The 19330-nt window shown below is 62.8% G+C and carries 16 protein-coding genes and 1 pseudogene; 5 read left to right on the forward strand and 12 right to left on the reverse strand.

The window, feature by feature from the left end:
- Window positions 1-436 precede the first annotated feature (436 nt).
- A pseudogene (locus tag DLM46_RS37985) lies at window positions 437-691 on the forward strand (DDE-type integrase/transposase/recombinase); the annotation flags it as partial.
- A 16-nt stretch (window positions 692-707) separates the two neighbouring features.
- On the opposite strand, the gene DLM46_RS37990 reads toward DLM46_RS37985, so the two are convergent.
- From DLM46_RS37990 to DLM46_RS38025, 8 genes are all read right to left on the reverse strand, one after another.
- Entirely contained in the window at window positions 708-1940 is a 1233-nt protein-coding gene (locus DLM46_RS37990) for a porin (protein ID WP_115109977.1), read from the reverse strand.
- 142 nt (window positions 1941-2082) lie between these two features.
- Window positions 2083-3042, reverse strand: coding sequence for an electron transfer flavoprotein subunit alpha/FixB family protein (locus tag DLM46_RS37995; protein ID WP_115109980.1), 960 nt, complete (start codon window positions 3040-3042; stop codon window positions 2083-2085).
- A gap of 22 nt (window positions 3043-3064) precedes the next feature.
- Complete coding sequence (locus DLM46_RS38000; RefSeq protein ID WP_115109983.1) at window positions 3065-3826, reverse strand: electron transfer flavoprotein subunit beta/FixA family protein; 762 nt, start codon at window positions 3824-3826, stop codon at window positions 3065-3067.
- An 89-nt stretch (window positions 3827-3915) separates the two neighbouring features.
- Complete coding sequence (locus DLM46_RS38005; RefSeq protein ID WP_115109986.1) at window positions 3916-5304, reverse strand: MFS transporter; 1389 nt, start codon at window positions 5302-5304, stop codon at window positions 3916-3918.
- A 146-nt stretch (window positions 5305-5450) separates the two neighbouring features.
- Window positions 5451-7196 (reverse strand): FAD-dependent oxidoreductase, encoded by a 1746-nt coding sequence (locus DLM46_RS38010; protein WP_115109989.1) that lies wholly within the window; start codon window positions 7194-7196, stop codon window positions 5451-5453.
- Window positions 7197-7224: 28 nt separating this feature from the next.
- Window positions 7225-8379: an acyl-CoA dehydrogenase family protein gene (locus DLM46_RS38015; protein WP_115109993.1), complete on the reverse strand. Its 1155-nt coding sequence runs from the start codon at window positions 8377-8379 to the stop codon at window positions 7225-7227.
- Entirely contained in the window at window positions 8376-8840 is a 465-nt protein-coding gene (locus tag DLM46_RS38020; protein WP_244306531.1) for a MaoC/PaaZ C-terminal domain-containing protein, read from the reverse strand. The genes DLM46_RS38015 and DLM46_RS38020 overlap by 4 nt, the downstream gene beginning before the upstream one ends.
- A gap of 54 nt (window positions 8841-8894) precedes the next feature.
- On the reverse strand, window positions 8895-11042 hold the full coding sequence (locus tag DLM46_RS38025; RefSeq protein ID WP_115109999.1) for an acetate--CoA ligase family protein: 2148 nt from the start codon (window positions 11040-11042) through the stop codon (window positions 8895-8897).
- 233 nt (window positions 11043-11275) lie between these two features.
- Between DLM46_RS38025 and DLM46_RS38030 the strand changes: the two genes are divergently transcribed.
- From DLM46_RS38030 to DLM46_RS38040, 3 genes are read left to right on the forward strand one after another with little or no spacing between them, the layout of a single operon-like run.
- Window positions 11276-12469, forward strand: coding sequence for a thiolase family protein (locus DLM46_RS38030; protein WP_115110002.1), 1194 nt, complete (start codon window positions 11276-11278; stop codon window positions 12467-12469).
- On the forward strand, window positions 12469-12894 hold the full coding sequence (locus DLM46_RS38035; protein WP_115110005.1) for a Zn-ribbon domain-containing OB-fold protein: 426 nt from the start codon (window positions 12469-12471) through the stop codon (window positions 12892-12894). The genes DLM46_RS38030 and DLM46_RS38035 overlap by 1 nt, the downstream gene beginning before the upstream one ends.
- A 55-nt stretch (window positions 12895-12949) precedes the next feature.
- Window positions 12950-14344 (forward strand): MmgE/PrpD family protein, encoded by a 1395-nt coding sequence (locus tag DLM46_RS38040; protein WP_165848160.1) that lies wholly within the window; start codon window positions 12950-12952, stop codon window positions 14342-14344.
- A 62-nt stretch (window positions 14345-14406) separates the two neighbouring features.
- Here DLM46_RS38040 and DLM46_RS38045 read toward each other — a convergent pair whose 3' ends face one another.
- The 3 genes from DLM46_RS38045 to DLM46_RS38055 are packed head-to-tail and all read right to left on the reverse strand — an operon-like array spanning window position 14407 to window position 16583.
- Window positions 14407-14694 (reverse strand): DUF1330 domain-containing protein, encoded by a 288-nt coding sequence (locus tag DLM46_RS38045; RefSeq protein ID WP_115110012.1) that lies wholly within the window; start codon window positions 14692-14694, stop codon window positions 14407-14409.
- A 41-nt stretch (window positions 14695-14735) separates the two neighbouring features.
- A complete protein-coding gene (locus DLM46_RS38050) occupies window positions 14736-15854 on the reverse strand; it encodes a CaiB/BaiF CoA transferase family protein (RefSeq protein ID WP_115110016.1) in 1119 nt (372 codons plus the stop codon).
- A 33-nt stretch (window positions 15855-15887) separates the two neighbouring features.
- On the reverse strand, window positions 15888-16583 hold the full coding sequence (locus DLM46_RS38055; RefSeq protein ID WP_115110020.1) for a nitroreductase: 696 nt from the start codon (window positions 16581-16583) through the stop codon (window positions 15888-15890).
- A 284-nt stretch (window positions 16584-16867) separates the two neighbouring features.
- Here DLM46_RS38055 and DLM46_RS38060 point away from each other — a divergent pair, with 284 nt between their 5' ends.
- On the forward strand, window positions 16868-17734 hold the full coding sequence (locus DLM46_RS38060) for a FadR/GntR family transcriptional regulator (RefSeq protein ID WP_115110023.1): 867 nt from the start codon (window positions 16868-16870) through the stop codon (window positions 17732-17734).
- A 479-nt stretch (window positions 17735-18213) separates the two neighbouring features.
- Here DLM46_RS38060 and DLM46_RS38065 read toward each other — a convergent pair whose 3' ends face one another.
- Entirely contained in the window at window positions 18214-19008 is a 795-nt protein-coding gene (locus DLM46_RS38065; RefSeq protein WP_115110027.1) for a shikimate dehydrogenase family protein, read from the reverse strand.
- Window positions 19009-19330 lie beyond the last annotated feature (322 nt).

Raw genomic sequence — 19330 nt, forward strand, 5'->3', positions numbered from 1 at the left:
ACCAGTGCAGCTGGATGCATGGCCGGCTCCGTGGTCCCGCAGGGAGCCGGCCAGCATACCGAGGCCAAAACACGACATTTCTAAATGGCCAGAACACGACATTTCTATAAAGCTACTACACCAGTCCTATTGATAATTTATATTATGTAAAATAGAGAACGCGGACTCGATGGCTCGACGACTCAGTGCTCGTACGTAAAGTTGTCATGTAAGGCTACCCAATCGCGTCCCGAAAATGACAATCCACGTTTTTCGTACTGCGCGGACAGCTTTACGTCTTTTTCGCGTTCCAGAAATTTCAAGCGCTTTGTGCGGATACTTTTGCGTCGTCGCAGCCGATACGTGCTCAATTCTGGCGCTCCATGCTGTCGCTCTTCATCGGTTTTTTCCGGATCCGGCTTTTCGAGCATCCATCCAAGCCAACCATCCGCGGCGATATCTGCTGTGGCGAGCAGTCGATCAGCACGGCGTCGAGCTCGATATCCTGCTGCAGAAACGTCGGGACAAGGCGGCAGCCAAACGGTTTTTCATGCGCGTGCTTGCCGCGTGTCCTGAGGCACCGCGCAAGATCGTGACCGATCAACTGCGCAGCTATCTAGCCGCGAAAGTCGAGATCCCTGAGCTCGCAAGCGTGAAGCTTGTCTTCNTGCGAGCCCAACGCGTTAATGTGACAACGCCGTCGCCACATCGTCACCTCGCAAGCGTCTTCAGAACCGCTGCACAATCCCCGCTCGCCCGACAAACTGACGATTATTGCTCGACGGCGTCATCAACTCGATGTTCGCGACGGCTCGCTGGCCAAGCGAATTCGTCCCACTTGCGACCTGGTACACTCCGAAGAGATAAATCTCCGTCCGCTTCGACAGAAAATACTGCACGCCCAGAATCCCCTGCTGGTAAGTCGCTCCGCCCTGGCCATTGACGCCGCCGCCTCGCGTATACGTGTACGCGCCACCCACCTGCAGCGCGGGGCTCACCCAGTACGAAGCGGTTGCGGTGCCATTGTTGAATACCGCAGTGCCGTGATAGCCACGCGGATTCGGTCCGGCCTCCAGGTCGCCGATTCCCTTGAATGCCGAGTGGCTTAGCGACAGCGCGAGGGTTGCCTGACCGATCTTGTAGCTCGTGCCCCCGGAATAGATCTCGAACGTGTGAGCCGAAGCGTATCCGGCGTAGATCGGATTCGATTGTGCCAATTCTGCGGACCCGAACGAGCCCAGGTTGTTCGAAGTCGCCGGACCGGAATTCGGGTTGTTGCCGAATGATGCGAGATTCGGGTCGCGTCCGTTGTAGTAGCCGACACCGATCGAGAAGCTGTTTGCGGAGTAGCTTGCGCCCAGCGCCCAGATCTGGCTTGCGGTGAAGTCCCCTGCGTGGCCGCCGAGCGAGTACATGCCGCCAAACGTCACTCCGCCATAGGATTTACTGACGTACTTGATCGCGTTGTTCGTACGCCGCGTATGTCCGAGGCCATCCACATCGCCGGGAAGCGAGCCGGAGATACCGACGATCAGGCTCGGCGAATACGGGGCGACGAAGTCCGACTCCGTATCGTACTGACGGCCGGCTGTGACCGTACCGAACGGACCGCTCAATCCGATAAAAACCTGTCGGCCGAATTCCGCGCCGCCCTGGGCGAGCGTGCCGTTATTAAGGTTAAAGCCATTCTCCAGCGTGAAGATCGCCGATAGACCTCCTCCAAGATCCTCGGAACCCTTCAAACCCCAGCGACTGCCGGTAATTCCTCGCGCGCCGCCATCGCTCATCGAAACCAGCTGCTTGCCGGCAAGACTGCCATCCCTATTGCGACCGACCTGAGCGTTGCTGACGTAGTTCAGGCCGACGTCGATCAACCCATACAGGGTGACGGAACTTTGTGCGTAAGCGTTACCGGTTGCGAGAAGGACCGCTGGACCAAGCCAATAAAGCTGTTTCTTCATGAAGTCTCCGAAATGTTGTTCTGCCGTTCGGTCTGACGGCATGGTTTTTTAATGATTCGTATACCGAAATATATAAATGAGATTTATACAATTCCCTGTTCGAAAAGAGTTGCTCAACAAACCTCGCTGCGCGGATGGTTTGCTAGTTCAATGCTGAAACCAACTCGGGTGTTAGCGAAAACAGATCGCCGACCAGTCCGTAATCGGCGACGCTAAAGATCGGCGCTTCCGGGTCCTTGTTGATCGCCACGATCACCTTTGAGTCTTTCATCCCGGCCAGATGCTGGATCGCACCCGAAATGCCAACAGCCACATACAGCTGCGGCGCGACGATCTTGCCTGTCTGGCCGACCTGATAGTCGTTCGGCACGAAGCCGGCGTCCACCGCTGCGCGCGACGCGCCGAGCGCCGCGCCGAGCTTGTCCGCCAGCGGCTCCAGCACCAGCGCGAAATTCTCCCCGCTGCCCAGCCCCCGGCCGCCCGACACGATGATGTTCGCCGACGTCAGTTCCGGACGGTCCAGCTTCGTCACTTCACGGCTCACGAACTGCGAGAGACCTGTGTCCGTCGCCGCCTCGATCTTTTCCACTGCTGCGCTGCCGCCTTCTGCTGCAACCGGGTCGAAACCGGTCGTACGCACCGTGATCACCTTGATCGGGTCTTGGGATTGAATCGTCGCGATCGCGTTGCCGGCGTAGATCGGGCGCTCGAACGTGTCGGCGCTATCCACTGCGATGATGTCGCTGATCTGCGCGACGTCGAGCTTCGCTGCAATGCGCGGGACGATGTTCTTGCCGTACGCAGTCGCCGGCGCGAGGATGTGCGTGTAGTCCTTCGCCGGGTCTTGCACAATCGTCAGCACCGTCGTTTCGACGTTTTCCGCCAGACCGGCTTCCAGGTGCGGCGCGTTGGCCAGCAGGACTTTCGAAACACCTGCGATCTTCGCTGCGGCATCCGCTGCACCCTGCGCGTTGTGACCTGCCACCAGCACGTGAATGTCGCCGCCAACGAATTTGCCAACCTCGTGCGCAGCAGCCACCGTATTGAGCGTCGCAGCCTTGATCGACGCGTTGTCGTGTTCGGCAATTACCAGAATCGTCATTTGCTCTTTCTCCACGTTTTACTCAAAGCACCTTGGCTTCGGTCTTCAGCTTCGCGACCAGCGTCTTCACATCCGCCACCTTCACACCGGCGGAGCGCTTCCGCGGCTCGGCAACCTTCAGCGTCTTCAGACGTGGCTTCACGTCAACGCCAAGGTCTTCAGGCTTGAGCGTTTCCACCGGCTTCTTCTTCGCCTTCATGATGTTGGGCAGCGTCACGTAGCGCGGCTCATTGAGGCGCAGGTCAGCGGTGATCACCGCCGGCAGCTTCAGTGACAGGGTTTCCGCGCCGCCATCCACTTCGCGGGCGACGGTTGCCCGCATTTGTCCTTCCTTGTCGGCGATGGTCACCTTCGACGCAAACGTCGCCTGCGGAAGGTTCGCCAGCGCAGCCAGCATCTGCCCGGTCTGGTTCGAGTCGTCGTCGATGGCCTGTTTGCCCAGAATCACCAGCTGCGGCTGCTCCCTGTCGACCAGCGCCTTCAGCAGCTTCGCGACCGCCAGCGGCTGCAGTTCCTCATTCGATTCGATCAGGATTGCACGGTCCGCACCGATCGCCAGCGCGGTGCGCAGCGTTTCGTGACATTGTGTGACCCCCGCCGACACCGCAATCACCTCAGTGGCCACGCCCGCTTCCTTCAGACGCACCGCTTCCTCCACCGCGATCTCGTCGAACGGGTTCATCGACATCTTCACATTCGCTATGTCGATGGCCGTACCGTCTGACCTCACCCCAACCTTTACGTTGGAGTCGACCACCCGCTTCACTGCAACTAGAATCTTCATCGTCGAAACTCTCTCTAACCAATCAACCGGCTCTTGCGCACAGCGCATTCGCACGCTTCCTGCCGATGCAACGTGCGGCGCAGCCCCCACTACGACCTCGTCGCCACCACAGGCGCGGTGTCCGTCGACGTGCGCTCGTTATGCGCGGCACTGCGCGCCATTACCACGAGCGCAAACGCGGCAACCAGCGACGGCACAGCAAGCAGACTGAAAATCGATGCAAACTGCCAGCTCAACCCCATTAAGATCGCGCCGCCGAACGCGCCCACCACCGCGCCGACCCGTCCGATCGCCAACATCCACGCGACGCCCGTAACGCGGCTCGTCGTCGGATAGAACTCCGCAGCGAGCGGCGCCATCGACGCAGCCGCACCTGAAAGCGCGACGCCCGTCACCACGATCAGCGCGGTAAGCCACGCGTCGTGCGCGACGTTGCGGCCAGTCACGAAGACGATCGCCGCCGTCAGCACATAGAAGAACGCGACTACGCGAATGGCACTGAAACGATCCATCAGCCAGCCGGCGAGCAGAATGCCCACGCACCCGCCGACATGGAACAGCGAAGACGTCATCGCGGATCCGTGGAGCGTGAAGCCCGATGCTTTGAACAGGGTCGGCAGCCAGTTGGTCAGCAGGTAGAAAACGGTCAGGCACATGAAGTAGCTGAGCCACAGCATCATCGTGCCGAGCAGATAGCGCTTCGACAGCAGCTGCAATACCGGTGATGTCCTGGCGGTATCAACCGGATTCTTCGCTTCGCAGATAAACGCGCAGCCATTGAGTCGGGCCTGCGGCGCGAGCCGTTGCAGGATTCGTGCGACGCGTTCGCGCGGTCGCCCGTTCGCGACCATGAACTTGACGGATTCCGGCAAGAGCGGAATCAGCATCGCCGCAAGGACGAGCGGAGCAACACCGCCCGTCAGCAACACGCTCTTCCAGCCAAACACGGGGATCAGCCACGCGGACAGCACGCCGCCTAGCGCGATGCCGGCCGCAAACCCCATGAACATCGCGTTGACGACGAAGCCCCGGATCCGCGCCGGTACGTATTCCGACATCAACGTAACCGCGTTGGGCACGGCAGCGCCGAGCCCGAGTCCGGTGAGAAACCGCATCGCCGTGAGCGCGTCCATCGAATTGGAGAATGCAGTCGCACAGCTCAGCGCGCCAAAGAAGAACACTGATGCCGCCAGCACTGCCTTGCGGCCGATCTTGTCGGCGAACGGGCTCACCAGAAGCGCGCCGATACCGACGCCGACCAGTGCGGCGCTCAACACCGGCCCCAGCGATTCGCGCGGCACCTTCCAGTCCTGGACGAGCGACGGGGCGATGAATCCCATTGCGCCCGTATCGAATCCGTCGAGCGCGACAATCAGAAAACACAGCACGAACAGCACACAGTGAAACACGGAAAAGCGCTGTCCGTCGATGAACTCCTGCACATCGACCGTGCACGCCCTGTCGATTGGCTCTCTCATCGATCGCCTCCGTTGCTGATCGCACAGTGCGTCGCCTGAAAGCGCTGCAAGCCGCTATTGCCTCTTTCCATTTTCGTCTGTCTCCACTCTAATACGTAGTTATATTTCATAATAAAAATCGGACGTGGCGTGCGCTGCTCCTTCTGCTATGAAGCGATTCCCAGGCCGGGCTCGCGCACTTGTGCCCTCGCCTGCTCTGCGATGTGCCGTCCCGCAATGAACCCGAATGTCATGATCGGCCCCAGCGTGATCCCAGCACCCGGGTAGTTGCCGCCCATCACGCTCGCGCGGTCGTTGCCGACTGCGTACAGACCCTCAACCGTCTGCCCGTTCGCAAGCACCTGACCGGAGACATTGGTAGCGATGCCGTCGAAGGTCCCAAGATCGCCCATCTCCACCTTCAGCGCGTAGTACGGACCGGGACCGACCGGCGCGACGCATGGATTCGGCAAGTGATCGGGGTCGCCCAGGTACCGGTTGAACGATGTGCTGCCGCGCCCGAACTCTGTGTCGACGCCGCGCGCGGCGTCTTCGTCGTAGAAGCGCACGGTCTCTTCGAGCTGACGCGCGTCGATACCCGCGCGCGTCGCCAGCTCCGCCAGCGTGCGCCCCTTCACCAGGTAGCCGTTGCGCACCAGCGGCCTGAGCGGCACCGGCGCGGGCTTCGCGTAACCGAGGCCGTATTTGCGAATCGTTCGTCGATTGCAGATGAGCCACATCGCCGTTTCATGTTCGCTTTTGCACGCTTCGATCATCGCGACGCCGACGTCGTGGTACGACTGGGATTCGTTGGTGAAGCGGCGGCCGCCACGCGTGACGCCGATGATCCCCGGCTTGTAGCGATCGACGAGATGCGGAAACACGCCGAACTTGCCGTCGCCCATCGGCACGCGCGATACCGGCATCCAGGCCGCCGGCTGCGGATACCGGATGTCGACACGTCCGCCGACTTGCTCGGCCAGCCGGCCGCCGTCGCCCGTATTGCCGCCCGGAACCGGCGATACATGTTGACCGCCGCGCGCAACGTGCGGATACGCTTTGCGAACGCGCTTGACATCGTGCGAGAAGCCGCCGCATGCCAGCACGACCGCGCGCCGCGCCGCGATGCTCACCGTCCCGTTCGCGGTCCGCGCGACGACACCGCATACGCGTGCGCCTTTGACGATGAGCTCCTGTGCGGCCGTGTTCGTCAGGATCGGAATGTCGAGATCGAGCGCCGACTTCGCGAGGCGCGCCGCGAGTGCGTTACCGCTCGTGATCTGTACGCCGCGGCGATATAGCGCGAGATCCTTCAAGTGGCTCGCGAGGCGTCGCGTCACATACCAGGCCGACGTCAGCGACTTCGTCGCGTTGAAGAAGTGCTTCAGATCGGCGTTCGATGAGTTGAACATCATGCCGATGAACGTGATGGTCTTCAGCGGCGGCCGTAGCCTCACGATGTCCGCGCCCAGCCGCCGGGCATCGTAAGGCGCGGCGACCACCGACCGACCGATGTCGACGCCGCCATCGACATCCGGGTGATAGTCCGGATACAGCGTTGGCAGGAATTTGACTTCCGTTTCGCGCTCGAAGAAATCGAGCATTTCCGGACCGACGCGGAGAAATGCGTCGACCGCCACTTCGTCATAAAACGCGCCGGTTTCATTGCGCATGTAGCGACGCGCGGCCTCGGTCGTGTCCTCGGCGTGATTCGCCGTGGCGTGCCGGTTGCCGGGAATCCATAGCACGCCGCCCGAATAGGCCGTGGTGCCGCCGAACCACGGCTCCTTCTCGATGACGACGACATCGAGTCCCTGTTTACGCGCCGTGATGGCGGTGGACAGACCGCCTGCGCCCGAGCCGATGACGAGCACATCGCAGGTCCGCTCCGGTGAGAGCATCGTGTTAGTCATAACGTGCATTCCTGGTTGCCGCTCGCGCTCACAGGCCCATGCGCTTCGCGAGCACGTTGCGCTGGATCTCGTTGCTGCCGCCGCCGATCGGGCCGACGCGCGAATCGCGGAAGAACATCTGCATGTCATATTCCATCGAATAGCCTGCGCCGCCGAGAATCTGCAGCCCTTCGTCCGCGCAGCGGAAGTTGTTTTCGGTGCAGACGATTTTCGCAATCGACGTCTCGTTGATGGCCGGATCACCGCCATCGAGCAGCTCCGCCACGCGATACACCGACTGGCGCGATGTCTCGGCCATGATCGCCATGTTGACCAGCTTGTGCTGGATCACCTGAAAGCTCGAGATCGGTTGGTCGAACTGAATGCGCTGCTGCGCATAGTCGCGCGCATACTCCGTGATCCGGAAGCAGTGGCCTGCGGAAATCGCGGCCAGCGCCATCCGCTCGAGGCCGAGACACTTCATGATGTTTTTCCACGCCTGCCCCTCGCCGCCGAAGAGGTTCGATGCGGGCACACGTACGTTGTCGAAGAACACCTCGTTCGCATGCGTCGTGCGGCGGCCGAGCATGTTCAACGGACGAATCGTGACGCCGGGCGCCTTTGCGTCGACGAGGATCGTGCTGATGCCGTGATGGCGAGGCGCATTGCGATCGGTCTTGGCGATCACGACGATATAGTCAGCGACGTGCGCGCAGGTGATCCAGACCTTGCTGCCGTTCAGCACATACTCATCGCCGTCGCGCACGGCCGTGGTCCGGATGCCCGCGACGTCTGAGCCGGTACCCGGCTCGGACATCGCAAGCGACAGCTTTGCCTTGCCCGAAATGATCTTCGGCACGATTCCCTGCTTCAACGCAGCCGAGCCGAACTTTGCCACGTGCATGCCCGCGTAGATGGCGGTCGTCGTGATTCCCTGCGCGATTCCCGTGTAGTAGTAGCCCAGCGTCTCCAGCAGAACCGTCATGTCCTTGTAGCTGCCGCCACTGCCGCCGAGTTCCTCCGGATAAAAGAGGCTCAGAAAGCCCGCTTCGGCGAGCGCCGCATGTGCCTCGTGCGGATACTCCTTCGTCTCGTCCATCTTGCCCACGCGATCCCACGGCAAGTGGCGCTCCAGCAGCGTGAGAATGCTCTCACGCATCATTTTCTGTTCTTCGGTCAAGCCAAACGTGTTCGTCAAGGTCATTGCTGTTCCTCTGCAAGCTTCGTCTCGTTCTGGACGGTGTTGAGCGCTTCGCGGCCCGCGCGGGTCAGCACCATCGTGGTCATCACGCCCGTCTGCACGATCTCGCCGCGCTGATTGATCAATTCCATCCGGCGCTTGAGCACACCCCGGTCCGGCTTCGACGTCCGTCGCGCCGACACGACAGTCGTGCGCAGATGAACCGTGTCACCGAGGAAAATCGGCGCAAGAAAGCGCCATTCATCGACGCCAAGCGCAGCGATGGCGGTTCCAATCAGATGGCCCAGCTGCGCGCTCAGGCCAGTACATACGGACAGTCCCAGCGTCCCGTGTGCGATACGCTGACCTAACGCGGATTTCGCGCTGTACTCCGCATCCGTGTGCATGGGATTCACATCTCCCGAGACCCACGAGTACGTGACGACGTCGGTCTCGGTGATCGTGCGGCCCGGGCTGAGATGCACCTCACCCTCCAAAAACTCCTCAATACATTTCCCGCTCATCGAACAACACTCCTTTTACGAGAGAACCAGCAGCGCGTCGGCCGCCACGACGCCATCCTGTCCAACGATGACCGGATTCACGTCCGCCTCGGAGAGCGCCGCGCCCATGTCGGCGGCGAATTCGGAGAAGCGGCAAATCGCGTCGATTGCGCTTTCGACGTCAAGACGCGGCTGTCCGCGATAACCTGTCAGCAGCCGGTAACCCTTCAACGACGAAAGCATCGCTGCGGCCTTCTGCGGGGTGACCGGCGCGAGGGCGATCGACACGTCACCAAGCAGTTCCACCAGCACGCCGCCCAGGCCCACGACAACGAGCGTGCCGAATTGCGCGTCGCGCTGAATACCGAGCACGAGCTCGACGCCCGGCGGCGCCATTTCCTGCACGCTGACACCGTCGAGCCGCGCCTGCGGCTTGTGCTTCGCCGCGGCGGCAAGCACGTCGCGCGCAGCGTCACGCACGGCCTGCCCGTCCTTCAGGTTCAAACGAATGCCGGAAACTTCCGTCTTGTGTGCAATATCAGGCGACGCGATCTTGACGACGAGCGGAAAGCGCATCGTCTGTGCGGCGTTCGCTGCTTCGTCGGGCGTCGACGCGATCGTTTCGTGCGGCACCCTGATCCCGTATGCGGCGAGTGCTCGCTTCGAGTCCTGCTCGCTGAGCACATTGCCGCGTTCACGTGCGGCGGCGAGAATCGCTCGGGCGTTGTCGCACGCGTCGGCGGCCGAGCGTCGCGGCGGCGCATCGCGACGCGACGCGCGGCGCTCATGCCAGTCGCACCATGCGCGTATCGCGGAGAAGCAGCGATCGGCGGAACGGAACAGCGTCACATTCGGGTCGGCGTCCAGCACCGCGCTGCCCGGCCCTTCCAGCCATTCGTTCATCCACACGGCGACGATCGCGTTCTTCTTCCGTGCGGCGACATCGCAGATGATCGGCGCGCGCGCACCGGTCGCCGCATCGTGCGCGAACACCAGTGGCACGACGACAGCGCTGAACGCCGGATCGTCCACAAACGCGTTCAGACAGTGCGAAAACGTCGACGCCGTCTTCAGCACTTCTGCTGTCAAATCAGCGGGATTCGCGATCGAACCGAAATCCGGCACCACGGTGGCGAGCGCTTCGCGCGTCGCTGGCGACAGAGCAGGAAGCTCAAGGCCCTTTTGCTCGGCCTTGTCCGCGTTGATAACACCCGCACCGCCGGACGTCGCCATAATGCCGACACGGCGTCCGTTGCGCGGCGCATCGTTGCGCGCGAAGAAGTTCGCGAGTTCCAGCACCGCTTCGAGATCGTCGGTCTGAATCGCGCCCACTTCTTCGAGCGCGGCGCGATATGCGGCGACGGAACCGACCAGCGTGCCGGTGTGCGACAAAGCGGCCTTGCCGCTTGCGGCCGTATTGCCCGCCTTGTAGACGATCAGCGGTTTGCCCGCCGCATCGGCGAGGCGCGCCGCCGCCAGGAAGCGCGCGCCGCTCTTGACACCCTCGAACAGACAGATAATCGCGCCGACGTTCGGATCGTCGGCGAGTGCGGCGACGAAGTCCGCGACGTCGACGTCCGAAGAATTTCCCGCCGCGAGGTAGTGGCTCATCCCGACGCCGCGCGCCATCGCCTGCAACACCGTGTAACCGAGCGCGCCGCTCTGCGAGACGACCGCGACGCGGCCCGCACGTCCGTCGATCATCTCGCCGCAGCCGGACATGAAGTTCATCGCCGCACCCGAGCGCACGTTCGCGAGACCGACGCAGTTCGGCCCCGCAATCCGGATGCCGCCGCGACGCGCGATGTCGACGAGACGCTCCTGCGCCGCGACGCGATCGGGACGTCCGGTCTCGGCATACCCCGACGCGTAGACAATCGCGCCACCCGCGCCGATCGCAATCGCTTCCTCGAGCGTCGGTTCGACGAGCGACTGCGACACGCACATCACGACACAATCCGGCGACTCGGGCAGATCAGCCAGCGTCGGCACGCATGGGAAGCCGACGGTCTCGCGGTACTTGGGATTGACCCCGAACACCTTCCCGCCGAATCCCGCCAGATTCGCGAGCGTGCGTTGACCGAATGATCCAGGCGTCTCCGATGCGCCGACGACCGCGATCGTTTGCGGGTCGATCAGCCGGCGAAGGTCGTTCATCCGGTATACGGCTCTTTCGTTGTACATCCGTCCTCTCTCCTGGTTTATTCAGTTTGCAGCCAACGTGCCCGGCTGCAAAAACAATTGGACCGTCCATTGACTCAATTAAACTCCTCGAACGAAAACGCGTCCACCAGGAAATAACCCTAATGGACGGTCCATTAACTTAAGCTTACCTTTGCTGGTGGCTTCCGCTGATGCGGCGGCTGCGCGCGGACCGGGATGGCCGCGCATTTCTTGGTAAAAGGAGGCTGGACGGTATGGGCAGAACAGTGACGATCATAGGCACCGCGGCACTCCCGGTCGGCAAATGGCAGTCACCGCCCGACGCAGCGGAACAGACGCTCGAACACGAAGTGCTGGTCCAGCTCGTGCTCGACGCGGTCGCAGATGCAGGCGTGGAAAAGGCCGACATCGGTACGCTTTCGCTCGCGCAGTGCCGGCCCTACACAAGGCAGAAGTACTTCGCGACATTCATCGCGCATCATCTGCGGCTGCCATGTACAGGCAGCGTCGCCGAGATTCTAGGCAATGGCATGACGGCCGGTCTCGCGTTCGAGAACGCCGCAAACGATATCCTGCTCGGACGCTCGAAGGTGGCGCTCGCGCTGGGTGTGAACTTCGAAACCGCGACATCCGCAGCCGAGCACATGATGAGCTCGATGCGCGCGGTCGGCGATGTGGATTTTCAGGGTCCATTCGGCATCACACCGATCGCGTGGTATGCGATGGACGCCGCACGCTACATTCACGAGCACGGTTCGTCGCGCGTGGAACTGGCAAGCGTCGCCGTGAAGAACCGCGCGCACGCGGCGCTCAATCCGCTCGCGCAGTTCCGCAAGCTGATCACGCTCGACGATGTGCTCGCGCAGCCGATGATCGTCGAGCCGCTCGGCCTCTACGAGGTGCCGCCTCGCAGCGACGGCGCAGTCTGCCTCGTGCTCGCCGAAGAGGACGTCGCGCGTGCGCTCGGCCGTCCCTACGTGCGGATCCGCTCGCGCGGCTTTTTCCACGAAGGCGCACATCAGATCAGCGAAGTGCCGAACGACATGACCGCGTTCGTCTCGGCGCAAACCGCAGGACGCTCGGCCTGCGAGGCCGCTGGCGTCACGCCCGCCGACATCGACGTCGCCGAACTCTATGCGCCATGCACGATCGTCGAGGTGCTGGTGAGCGAAGCGCTCGGCCTCGTGCCGCGCGGACGTGGTGCGCGTTGCGCAGCCGAAGGTGACACGAGCCTTGGGGGACGCATTCCGATCTGCACGTCTGGTGGTCTGCAATCGCGCGGGCATCCCGCGTATGTGACGCCGTTCTACAGTTTCGTCGAAATCGCCGAACAGTTGCGAGGCCGCGCGGGCGCGCGTCAGGTCGCCAATGCGGAACTCGCGATGACAAGCGCCGAACTCGGCAACTACAACGCCGCGCTGGTTCACATCATGGAGGCGGTCCGCTAATGCTCGAAATTCTCAACGTCGCGGGCTCCCGCGCCTATCCGCCCCGCGTGACGCCATTCACTCGCGCCTTCTGGGACACACTGCGCGACGGACAGTTTCGCACCACGCGCTGCGACGCGTGCCACGCCTATACGTTTCCGCCGAAGCCGTTTTGCCCGCATTGCTGGTCGCGTCAGGTGAGCTGGACCGACCTGTCAGGACGCGGCACGCTCTACTCGGCGACGACCGTTCACGCTGCGCCCGCGGCGTTTAGGGCGGAGGCACCCTATCGCGTCGGCATCGTGGATCTCGAAGAAGGTCCGCGCATCGCGGTCAGGATCTGGGGAGATGCGCCAATCGCGCTGGACGGCGCAGTCGAGATCGTCGCACTGCATCACGATGACGGCCCGCTGTTCGCCGCTCGGCCTGTCAAATCGGCCGGGTAGCCGAACCCGCGTCTACGCACCGAACGGTTTTCCATCAACGAACGAGGTCAAACGTATGCAGACTTCAATAGATCCGGCATTCGCCGAAGTCTCATCGCTTCTCGATTCACTCGCTCGCTTCACGAACACGCTCGATCTCAAACGGGTGCCTGACACAGTGCTTCGACAGGCGGGCTTGTGCGTGCTCGACACGATCGGATGCACGCTCGCGGGTGCCGACACGCCCGAAGGCGCGGCGCTCTTCGACGCCGAGCGCGCGCTCGGCGGCAGCGGGCAGCTTGCGCGCGTCATCGGCCGCGCCGAAACGCTGCCGCTCGAAGCGGCTGCCCGCGTGCACGGATACTGGGGCGACATCTTCGAGTTGAACGATCTCATCGGCGGACACGCCAGCATCGGCAACGTTGCGGCCGCGCTTGCGCTCGTCGAAGCCTGTAACGGCTCGGGCGCGGCGTTGCTGAAGGCGGTCATTGCCGGCATCGAGGTGACATCGCGCGTTTATGCGAGCGTCTATCCCAAACTCAAGCCGTATACCGACGTCGCGATGGTCACGCCAGGTCTGGTATCCGCGTTCGGCGCGGCGGCTGTCGCCGCATCGCTGCGCGCGCTGTCGCGCGATGAAACCCGCGAAGCGCTCGCAATCGCCGGCACGCTGACTACCTGGTGCCCGGCCGAGACCGTCTTCGGTGATGGCGGCACGGTGAAGCCGATGTTGTTCGGCGCGTGGCCAGCAGCCATCGGACTGCGCGCCGCCGGGTACGCACAGCACGGTATGACCGGACCTGGGCGGCTGCTCGAAAGCCGCATCGGTCTATTCGCGACGCTGTGCCGCGAATACGAACCGCGCGTGATTGCGGACGATACGCACTGGTTTCTCGCCGAGCCGCGTCGAAAACTGCATGCGTGCTGCGGCTATACGCATTCCGCGATTGATCTGGTGATTTCGTTGCGCGCGCAGCTCGGCGCGGATGTCCTCGCGCGAAGCAAGCTGCGGATCGCGATGCCAGCCTACGTCGTCCCTGCCGTATCGAAGAGCGCGTTGCCGCATACCGCGAACGAAGCGCGCTTTCACTTGCAATATTGTGTTGCGCTCGCCGCATGCGGCGCCGATGTGATTCTCCCGCAGCATAGCGTCGATCTCGACGGGCATCTGCAACGTCCCGAGTTGCGCGACATGCTCGCGAACATCGAAATCGTCGCCGATCCCGAGTTGGCGCACTATCACCAGTGCCGAATTACGGTTTCAACGGAAGACGTCCATCATGCCCGCTCCGATGCGCCGTGCGGCTCGCCGCAGAATCCGTTGAGCGATGCGCAGGTGATCGAGAAATTTCAGCGGCTCGCCAGTTTCCGGATGTCTGCACACGCGAGTGCCGCCTACGCGTCGCGCTTCATGCAGCTCGAACAGGTGACCGATTGCAGATGGATCTTCGATGAACTGCTCGCGAAGTAATCGCGCGCGCAAAACCCCATTTTCGCGCGCGACCGCCGGCATTGCGCCGGCGCTGTCACGACCTATGCGCCTTCTGCGGCGATAAAGTCCGCCACTGCCGCGCCGTTGCGCGCAGCGCGCGCAGCAGCGTATTCGGGCGAATGGTAGTAGCGCTCGGCGAGTTCGAGCGAATCGAACTCGATCACGACATTGCGCGCGCGCGCCTCGCCTTCCAGCACGCGGCACGTGCCGCCGCGTACCAGCACGCGTCCACCGTATTGCTGAATGACCGGCGTCGCCATCCGCGCGTAACGTGCGTACGCGTCCTCATCGGTCACGTCGACGCGTGCAATGATGTAGCCCTTCGGCATGGTTCGTTGTCTCCTTGATGAAATGTGCGGTCCGCGTTCGACTATGCGCCCTGAACGCGTTTGTCCGACGACGGCCGCTGCACGCCCCACGATTCGAACACCGCGGCGGCCGCATCCGGTCCGAATGCGGCGGGCCGCGCGCCTGCCGGCGTGCGGCTAAAGCGCGGCGCGGGCGCAGGCTGCGTGACGCCGCCGAGTTCGATAAAGCTGCCGCGGCTTGCGACATGCGCATGATTCGTCGCTTCGCGCAGGCCGAGCACCGGGCTCACGCACGCATCGGAATCGCTGAACAACGCCGCCCATTCGTCGCGCGTCTTGCGAAGGAAACACTGCGCGAGCACGTTGCGGATCGTGTCCCAGCCCGAGCGGTCCGTCCTTGACGGCAGCGTATCCGGGGCAATGTCGAGGCGTTCGAGCAGTTCCTGCCAGAACGGCTCTTCAAGCGCGCCCACCGCGACGTAACGGCCATCGGACGTCTGATACGTCGTGTACCACGGCGCGCCGCCGTCGAGCATGTTCGCACCGCGCCGGTCCGTCCAGCGTCCCTGCGCATACATCCGGCAGAACAACGACATCAGCATCGCCGAACCGTCAACCATCGCGGCGTCGACCACCTGCCCCTGGCCGCTGTCGCGCGCTTCGAACTGCGCGCACAGCACGCCGAACGCGAGGAACATCGCGCCGCCGCCATAATCGCCGACCAGATTGAGCGGCGGCACGGGCGCGCCGCCCGCGTTGCCGATGGCGTCCAGCGCGCCGGTAAGCGAAATGTAGTTAATGTCGTGCCCCGCCTTCGACGCGAGCGGACCTTCCTGACCCCAGCCCGTCATGCGTCCGTAGACGAGACGCGGATTGCGTCCCAGACACACGTCAGGACCGAGGCCAAGGCTTTCCATGACGCCGGGCCGGTTGCCTTCCAGCAAAATGTCCGCGCGCGCAACCAGTTCGAGCGCGGTCTCGCGGTCCTGCTGGTCCTTGAGGTCGAGCGGGACGATACGCCGTCCGCGCAACATGACGTCGTTCGGATCCAGTTGCGCGCGTGGCCGCGCGAGCTGAACCACATCCGCTCCCATGTCCGCGAGCATCATCGCGCAGAACGGCACCGGGCCGATTGCGCCGAATTCGACCACCTTCAGTCCCGACAATGGGCCTTGCTTCATCGAATGAACTCCCAACCTGAAACGTCACAACTGCTAGCTGCGCCAGTCGACAACGTCATTGAGCGGCGCGCGCGCCGTGCGAAACTGGTTCGCCGGATGCGCGCGGTCTTCGTAACCGAACGAGATCCCGCAAACGATGATCCGGTCTTCCGGGATGCCGAGGTGTGCGCGCACGAACGGCGAATAGGACGCCAGCGCCGCCTGCGCGATGCAACCAACACCGTGCGACGCAGCCGCGAGCAGAAACGTCGTCACATACGCGCCGCAATCTATCGTGCCGTAGGGACCCAGCGCGGAGTCGGCGGTGACTATCGCGACGTGCGGTGCGCCGAACAAGCGGAAGTTCTCGCGAGCCTGCCGGCCCGACGCCTCACGGTCGCCGCGCGCGACGCCCACTGCGTTGTAAAGCTGCAAGCCGCACGCCCGCCGGCGCTCGAGATAAACGCCGCGATATTCGCGAGGAAAAGCGATGTCCGGCGCCGGCTTCAACGTCGTAACGTGTTCGAGCAGCCCCCGGCGAAAATCTTCCGTTGCCGCGCCGCTCGTGATGACCAGCTTCCATGGCTGCGCGTTGCACCACGAAGGCGCGCGCTGCGCCGTTTCCAGAATTCGCTCGATGGTCGTCCGGGCCACCGCGTCGGGCAGGAATGCGCGGCAGCTGTGACGCGACTGAAGCAACTGGTCGAACGTCATCGCGTCCGCCGTTACGGTGTCTGGTACAGCGTTCATGGCGTTGTCTCCATGCAGGCCGCCTGCTCGACCGCAATGCATGCCTGCGTGGCAGAGGCTGAGCCCGCGAATTCTCGTTTGCGACCACCGCCCGTTCGACAGCGGCTGTCAGGTGCTCCATAATACGCCAATGGACGGTCCATTTCAAGTCTGCCGGCCGCACGATTTTTTCTGAACCTGTTCGCACGGCAAGCGTAAAGCACGGCCGGCAACCCATCCAGGGGGGATTTGTGGCGGGCCGTATACGCTAATATCCCAAGTTCGATCGACCTAAAGTGAATGGCATGAAAACACCCCGCACCACGCGACGGGACGCCCCTGCAACGAATGAAATAAGTGGAAGCCAAACGCAGGCCGCCATCGAACGCGCTCCCCGCACGCGGAAGGCGGCACCAGCCGTCCCGGCGGACAAGGCTGAACCATTCGGGCCGATCACCACGCGCCGGATTTCCGAGGAAATCAGCGCCCGCATTCGCCAGCAGATCGCGTCGGGCGCGCTGCCGCCTGGCACCCGCCTGCCCACCGAGCGCGAGCTTTCCGAGCAGTTCGCGGTGAGCCGGATGGCCGTGCGCGAAGGCATGCGCACACTCGAAGTTGCCGGCCTCATCATCATGAAGAAGGGGCGACACGGCGGCGCATTCGTCAATGAATCGAGTGCGAAGCTGGTTACCCAGCAGATCCGCGACATGATCGACCTCGGCCGCGCCTCGCTGCCCATGCTGATGGAAGCGCGTCTGATGGTGATGGACATGGTCGTTCGCCTCGCATGCGAAAGGGCTACCGCCGCAGACTTCCGCGCGATGGAAGCCAACCTCGAAAAGACGCAAATGCTCACCGAAGCCGGACGTTTCGAGGAAAGAACCTTTACCGCAATCGAATTCAACAAGCTGCTCGCAGACGCTACCCGCAATGACATCCTGGGGGCGCTCGTGGAAGGTCTCAGCGAGGTGCTGCGCCATTTCATCGTGGTCACGGGACCGCAGCCGATTGATTCCGTCGTGCCGACGCGCCGCAAGTTGATCGACCAGATCCGCGCCCGCGATTCCAACGGCGCCGCCGTGACGATGGGTCAATACCTCGAAGACATTCACAGCTACCTGATCCGCCAGTCACGCAACACAGCAGCGCGCAAGAGCCGCGCAAGCAGTTGAGCGAGCACCCGGCGCTGACCGCACAGCCTCGCGGTCGGGATGCAGCCAGTTCTTTTCGTGATCGTTTAGCCGACTATCGGCAGTGGCAGAAGGTCCTGACGAAGTACCGCGCGGTGGGCCGACGTTGGAGGGGGCGCTGGACATTACGCGGGACACCACGCTGTCGTTGGTGCAGTCGGCGGGTGCATGGTCGGAAGGCACCTTGCGAAACAGCACGCCCAACGGCAGGCCGCGCAACGTCAGGCAGCGCAGGCGCAATAAAACGTCGTCGGTTTGGCGTGCTCGGTGGGGCCAGAGAATCGCTGGTCCCACCGGTTAACCGACAACTGCGTTCAGGCAATCGAGCCAGCAGCCAGCAACGCGCAGCTAGTCGCACGCGCTGTGTGCCGAGTATGGGCGTCCCGTCGCAGGCGCCGCGCAAGCGCGTGACCTGTTTGCATAGCCCGAACACGATCTGACAGCTAATACACGCCAAGCGATCATTTGCCGAGCATGAAGTCGAGCATCATTTCCTGTACGGCCTCGACCATCTGCACACCGTTCGCTGTCTTGCAGCCAGCGGCTTGGGCGGCCTGCAAGAATGGCGTCACCCCATGCCCCGCGATGACATCGCCCACGAACATGGACGATGTGAGCAGATTTGCGGCGACGGGAAGCGGGTCGCCAGCCGCCATACCCATCGGGGTGGCATTGCACACCATGTCGCAACCTGTCGGGTCTGCCGGACCGGCAGCCACACGGCCGCGGCCCAGATCCGCTACGACTTCCATCAACTGCGCAACGCGAGATTCGTTGGCATCGTGAATGATCAACTCGCGAACGCCCGCCTCGAGCAGCGCGATTGCGATGGCGCTACCTGCCGCGCCGGCGCCGACCAGCAGCACGCGCGCGCCCTCCGGCCTGGCACCTTCGTCTATCTGAGCTTTGACGAAAGCGAGGCCGTCGAGCATGCCGCCATGCCACGTACCGTCAGGATTACGACGCATCACGTTGACACCGCCGAGCAGCCTCGCCGTCTCGGAGCTGGTCGCGCAGTATGTAAACGCGGTGAATTTGTGCGGCATGGTGACAAGCAACCCGTCGACATTCGGCGTGCTTGTGAGGCCTTGCATGACAACTTCCAGAGCGCCGTCCGGCACCTGCATCGGTATGCAGATGCCGTTGTGGCCTCGCGCAGCGAAGCCGCTGGTCAAGCGCTGCGGCGACTTGACGAAGACGATCGGGTCTCCAATGATGGGAAACAGCCGCGTCTCACCGCTCAAATTTTCAAGCATTCTGTTATCTCGTCGTTCGTTGAGTTGTTACTTCGCGTCGGTCAGCTGGACAGTGTCGCCCTTCGTCACCGACGCCGCGCCATCGTACCCGGCTGGTGCAGAGCATGTCAGCACCTCCGCGGCCGCCTAACTAACGGTGCGATACCAACTTCAATGGTGGTAGTTCGTAGCATCACCTTTGCGTTTAATGGCGCATCGGTGCCGTGATAACCCAGAGGATTGTTAGCGGAACGGGAACGGCGCAATGAGAGGGTCGAAGGCACGGCGAACGGGCCGTTTCCGTTCCGCTAACAATTCGTTGAGCTAAACCGCTCCACTGGCG

It is taken from the genome of Paraburkholderia lacunae (assembly GCF_003353175.1).
In the GTDB taxonomy this organism is placed as follows: domain Bacteria; phylum Pseudomonadota; class Gammaproteobacteria; order Burkholderiales; family Burkholderiaceae; genus Paraburkholderia; species Paraburkholderia lacunae.

Bases quoted from the DNA above. Each gene is read 5' to 3' on its own strand.
- DLM46_RS37990 (WP_115109977.1), bottom strand. From the start codon at position 1,940: ATGAAGAAACAGCTTTATTGGCTTGGTCCAGCGGTCCTTCTCGCAACC.
- DLM46_RS37995 (WP_115109980.1), bottom strand. From the start codon at position 3,042: ATGACGATTCTGGTAATTGCCGAACACGACAACGCGTCGATCAAGGCT.
- DLM46_RS38000 (WP_115109983.1), bottom strand. From the start codon at position 3,826: ATGAAGATTCTAGTTGCAGTGAAGCGGGTGGTCGACTCCAACGTAAAG.
- DLM46_RS38005 (WP_115109986.1), bottom strand. From the start codon at position 5,304: ATGAGAGAGCCAATCGACAGGGCGTGCACGGTCGATGTGCAGGAGTTC.
- DLM46_RS38010 (WP_115109989.1), bottom strand. From the start codon at position 7,196: ATGACTAACACGATGCTCTCACCGGAGCGGACCTGCGATGTGCTCGTC.
- DLM46_RS38015 (WP_115109993.1), bottom strand. From the start codon at position 8,379: ATGACCTTGACGAACACGTTTGGCTTGACCGAAGAACAGAAAATGATG.
- DLM46_RS38025 (WP_115109999.1), bottom strand. From the start codon at position 11,042: ATGTACAACGAAAGAGCCGTATACCGGATGAACGACCTTCGCCGGCTG.
- DLM46_RS38030 (WP_115110002.1), top strand. From the start codon at position 11,276: ATGGGCAGAACAGTGACGATCATAGGCACCGCGGCACTCCCGGTCGGC.
- DLM46_RS38035 (WP_115110005.1), top strand. From the start codon at position 12,469: ATGCTCGAAATTCTCAACGTCGCGGGCTCCCGCGCCTATCCGCCCCGC.
- DLM46_RS38040 (WP_165848160.1), top strand. From the start codon at position 12,950: ATGCAGACTTCAATAGATCCGGCATTCGCCGAAGTCTCATCGCTTCTC.
- DLM46_RS38045 (WP_115110012.1), bottom strand. From the start codon at position 14,694: ATGCCGAAGGGCTACATCATTGCACGCGTCGACGTGACCGATGAGGAC.
- DLM46_RS38050 (WP_115110016.1), bottom strand. From the start codon at position 15,854: ATGAAGCAAGGCCCATTGTCGGGACTGAAGGTGGTCGAATTCGGCGCA.
- DLM46_RS38055 (WP_115110020.1), bottom strand. From the start codon at position 16,583: ATGAACGCTGTACCAGACACCGTAACGGCGGACGCGATGACGTTCGAC.
- DLM46_RS38060 (WP_115110023.1), top strand. From the start codon at position 16,868: ATGAAAACACCCCGCACCACGCGACGGGACGCCCCTGCAACGAATGAA.
- DLM46_RS38065 (WP_115110027.1), bottom strand. From the start codon at position 19,008: ATGCTTGAAAATTTGAGCGGTGAGACGCGGCTGTTTCCCATCATTGGA.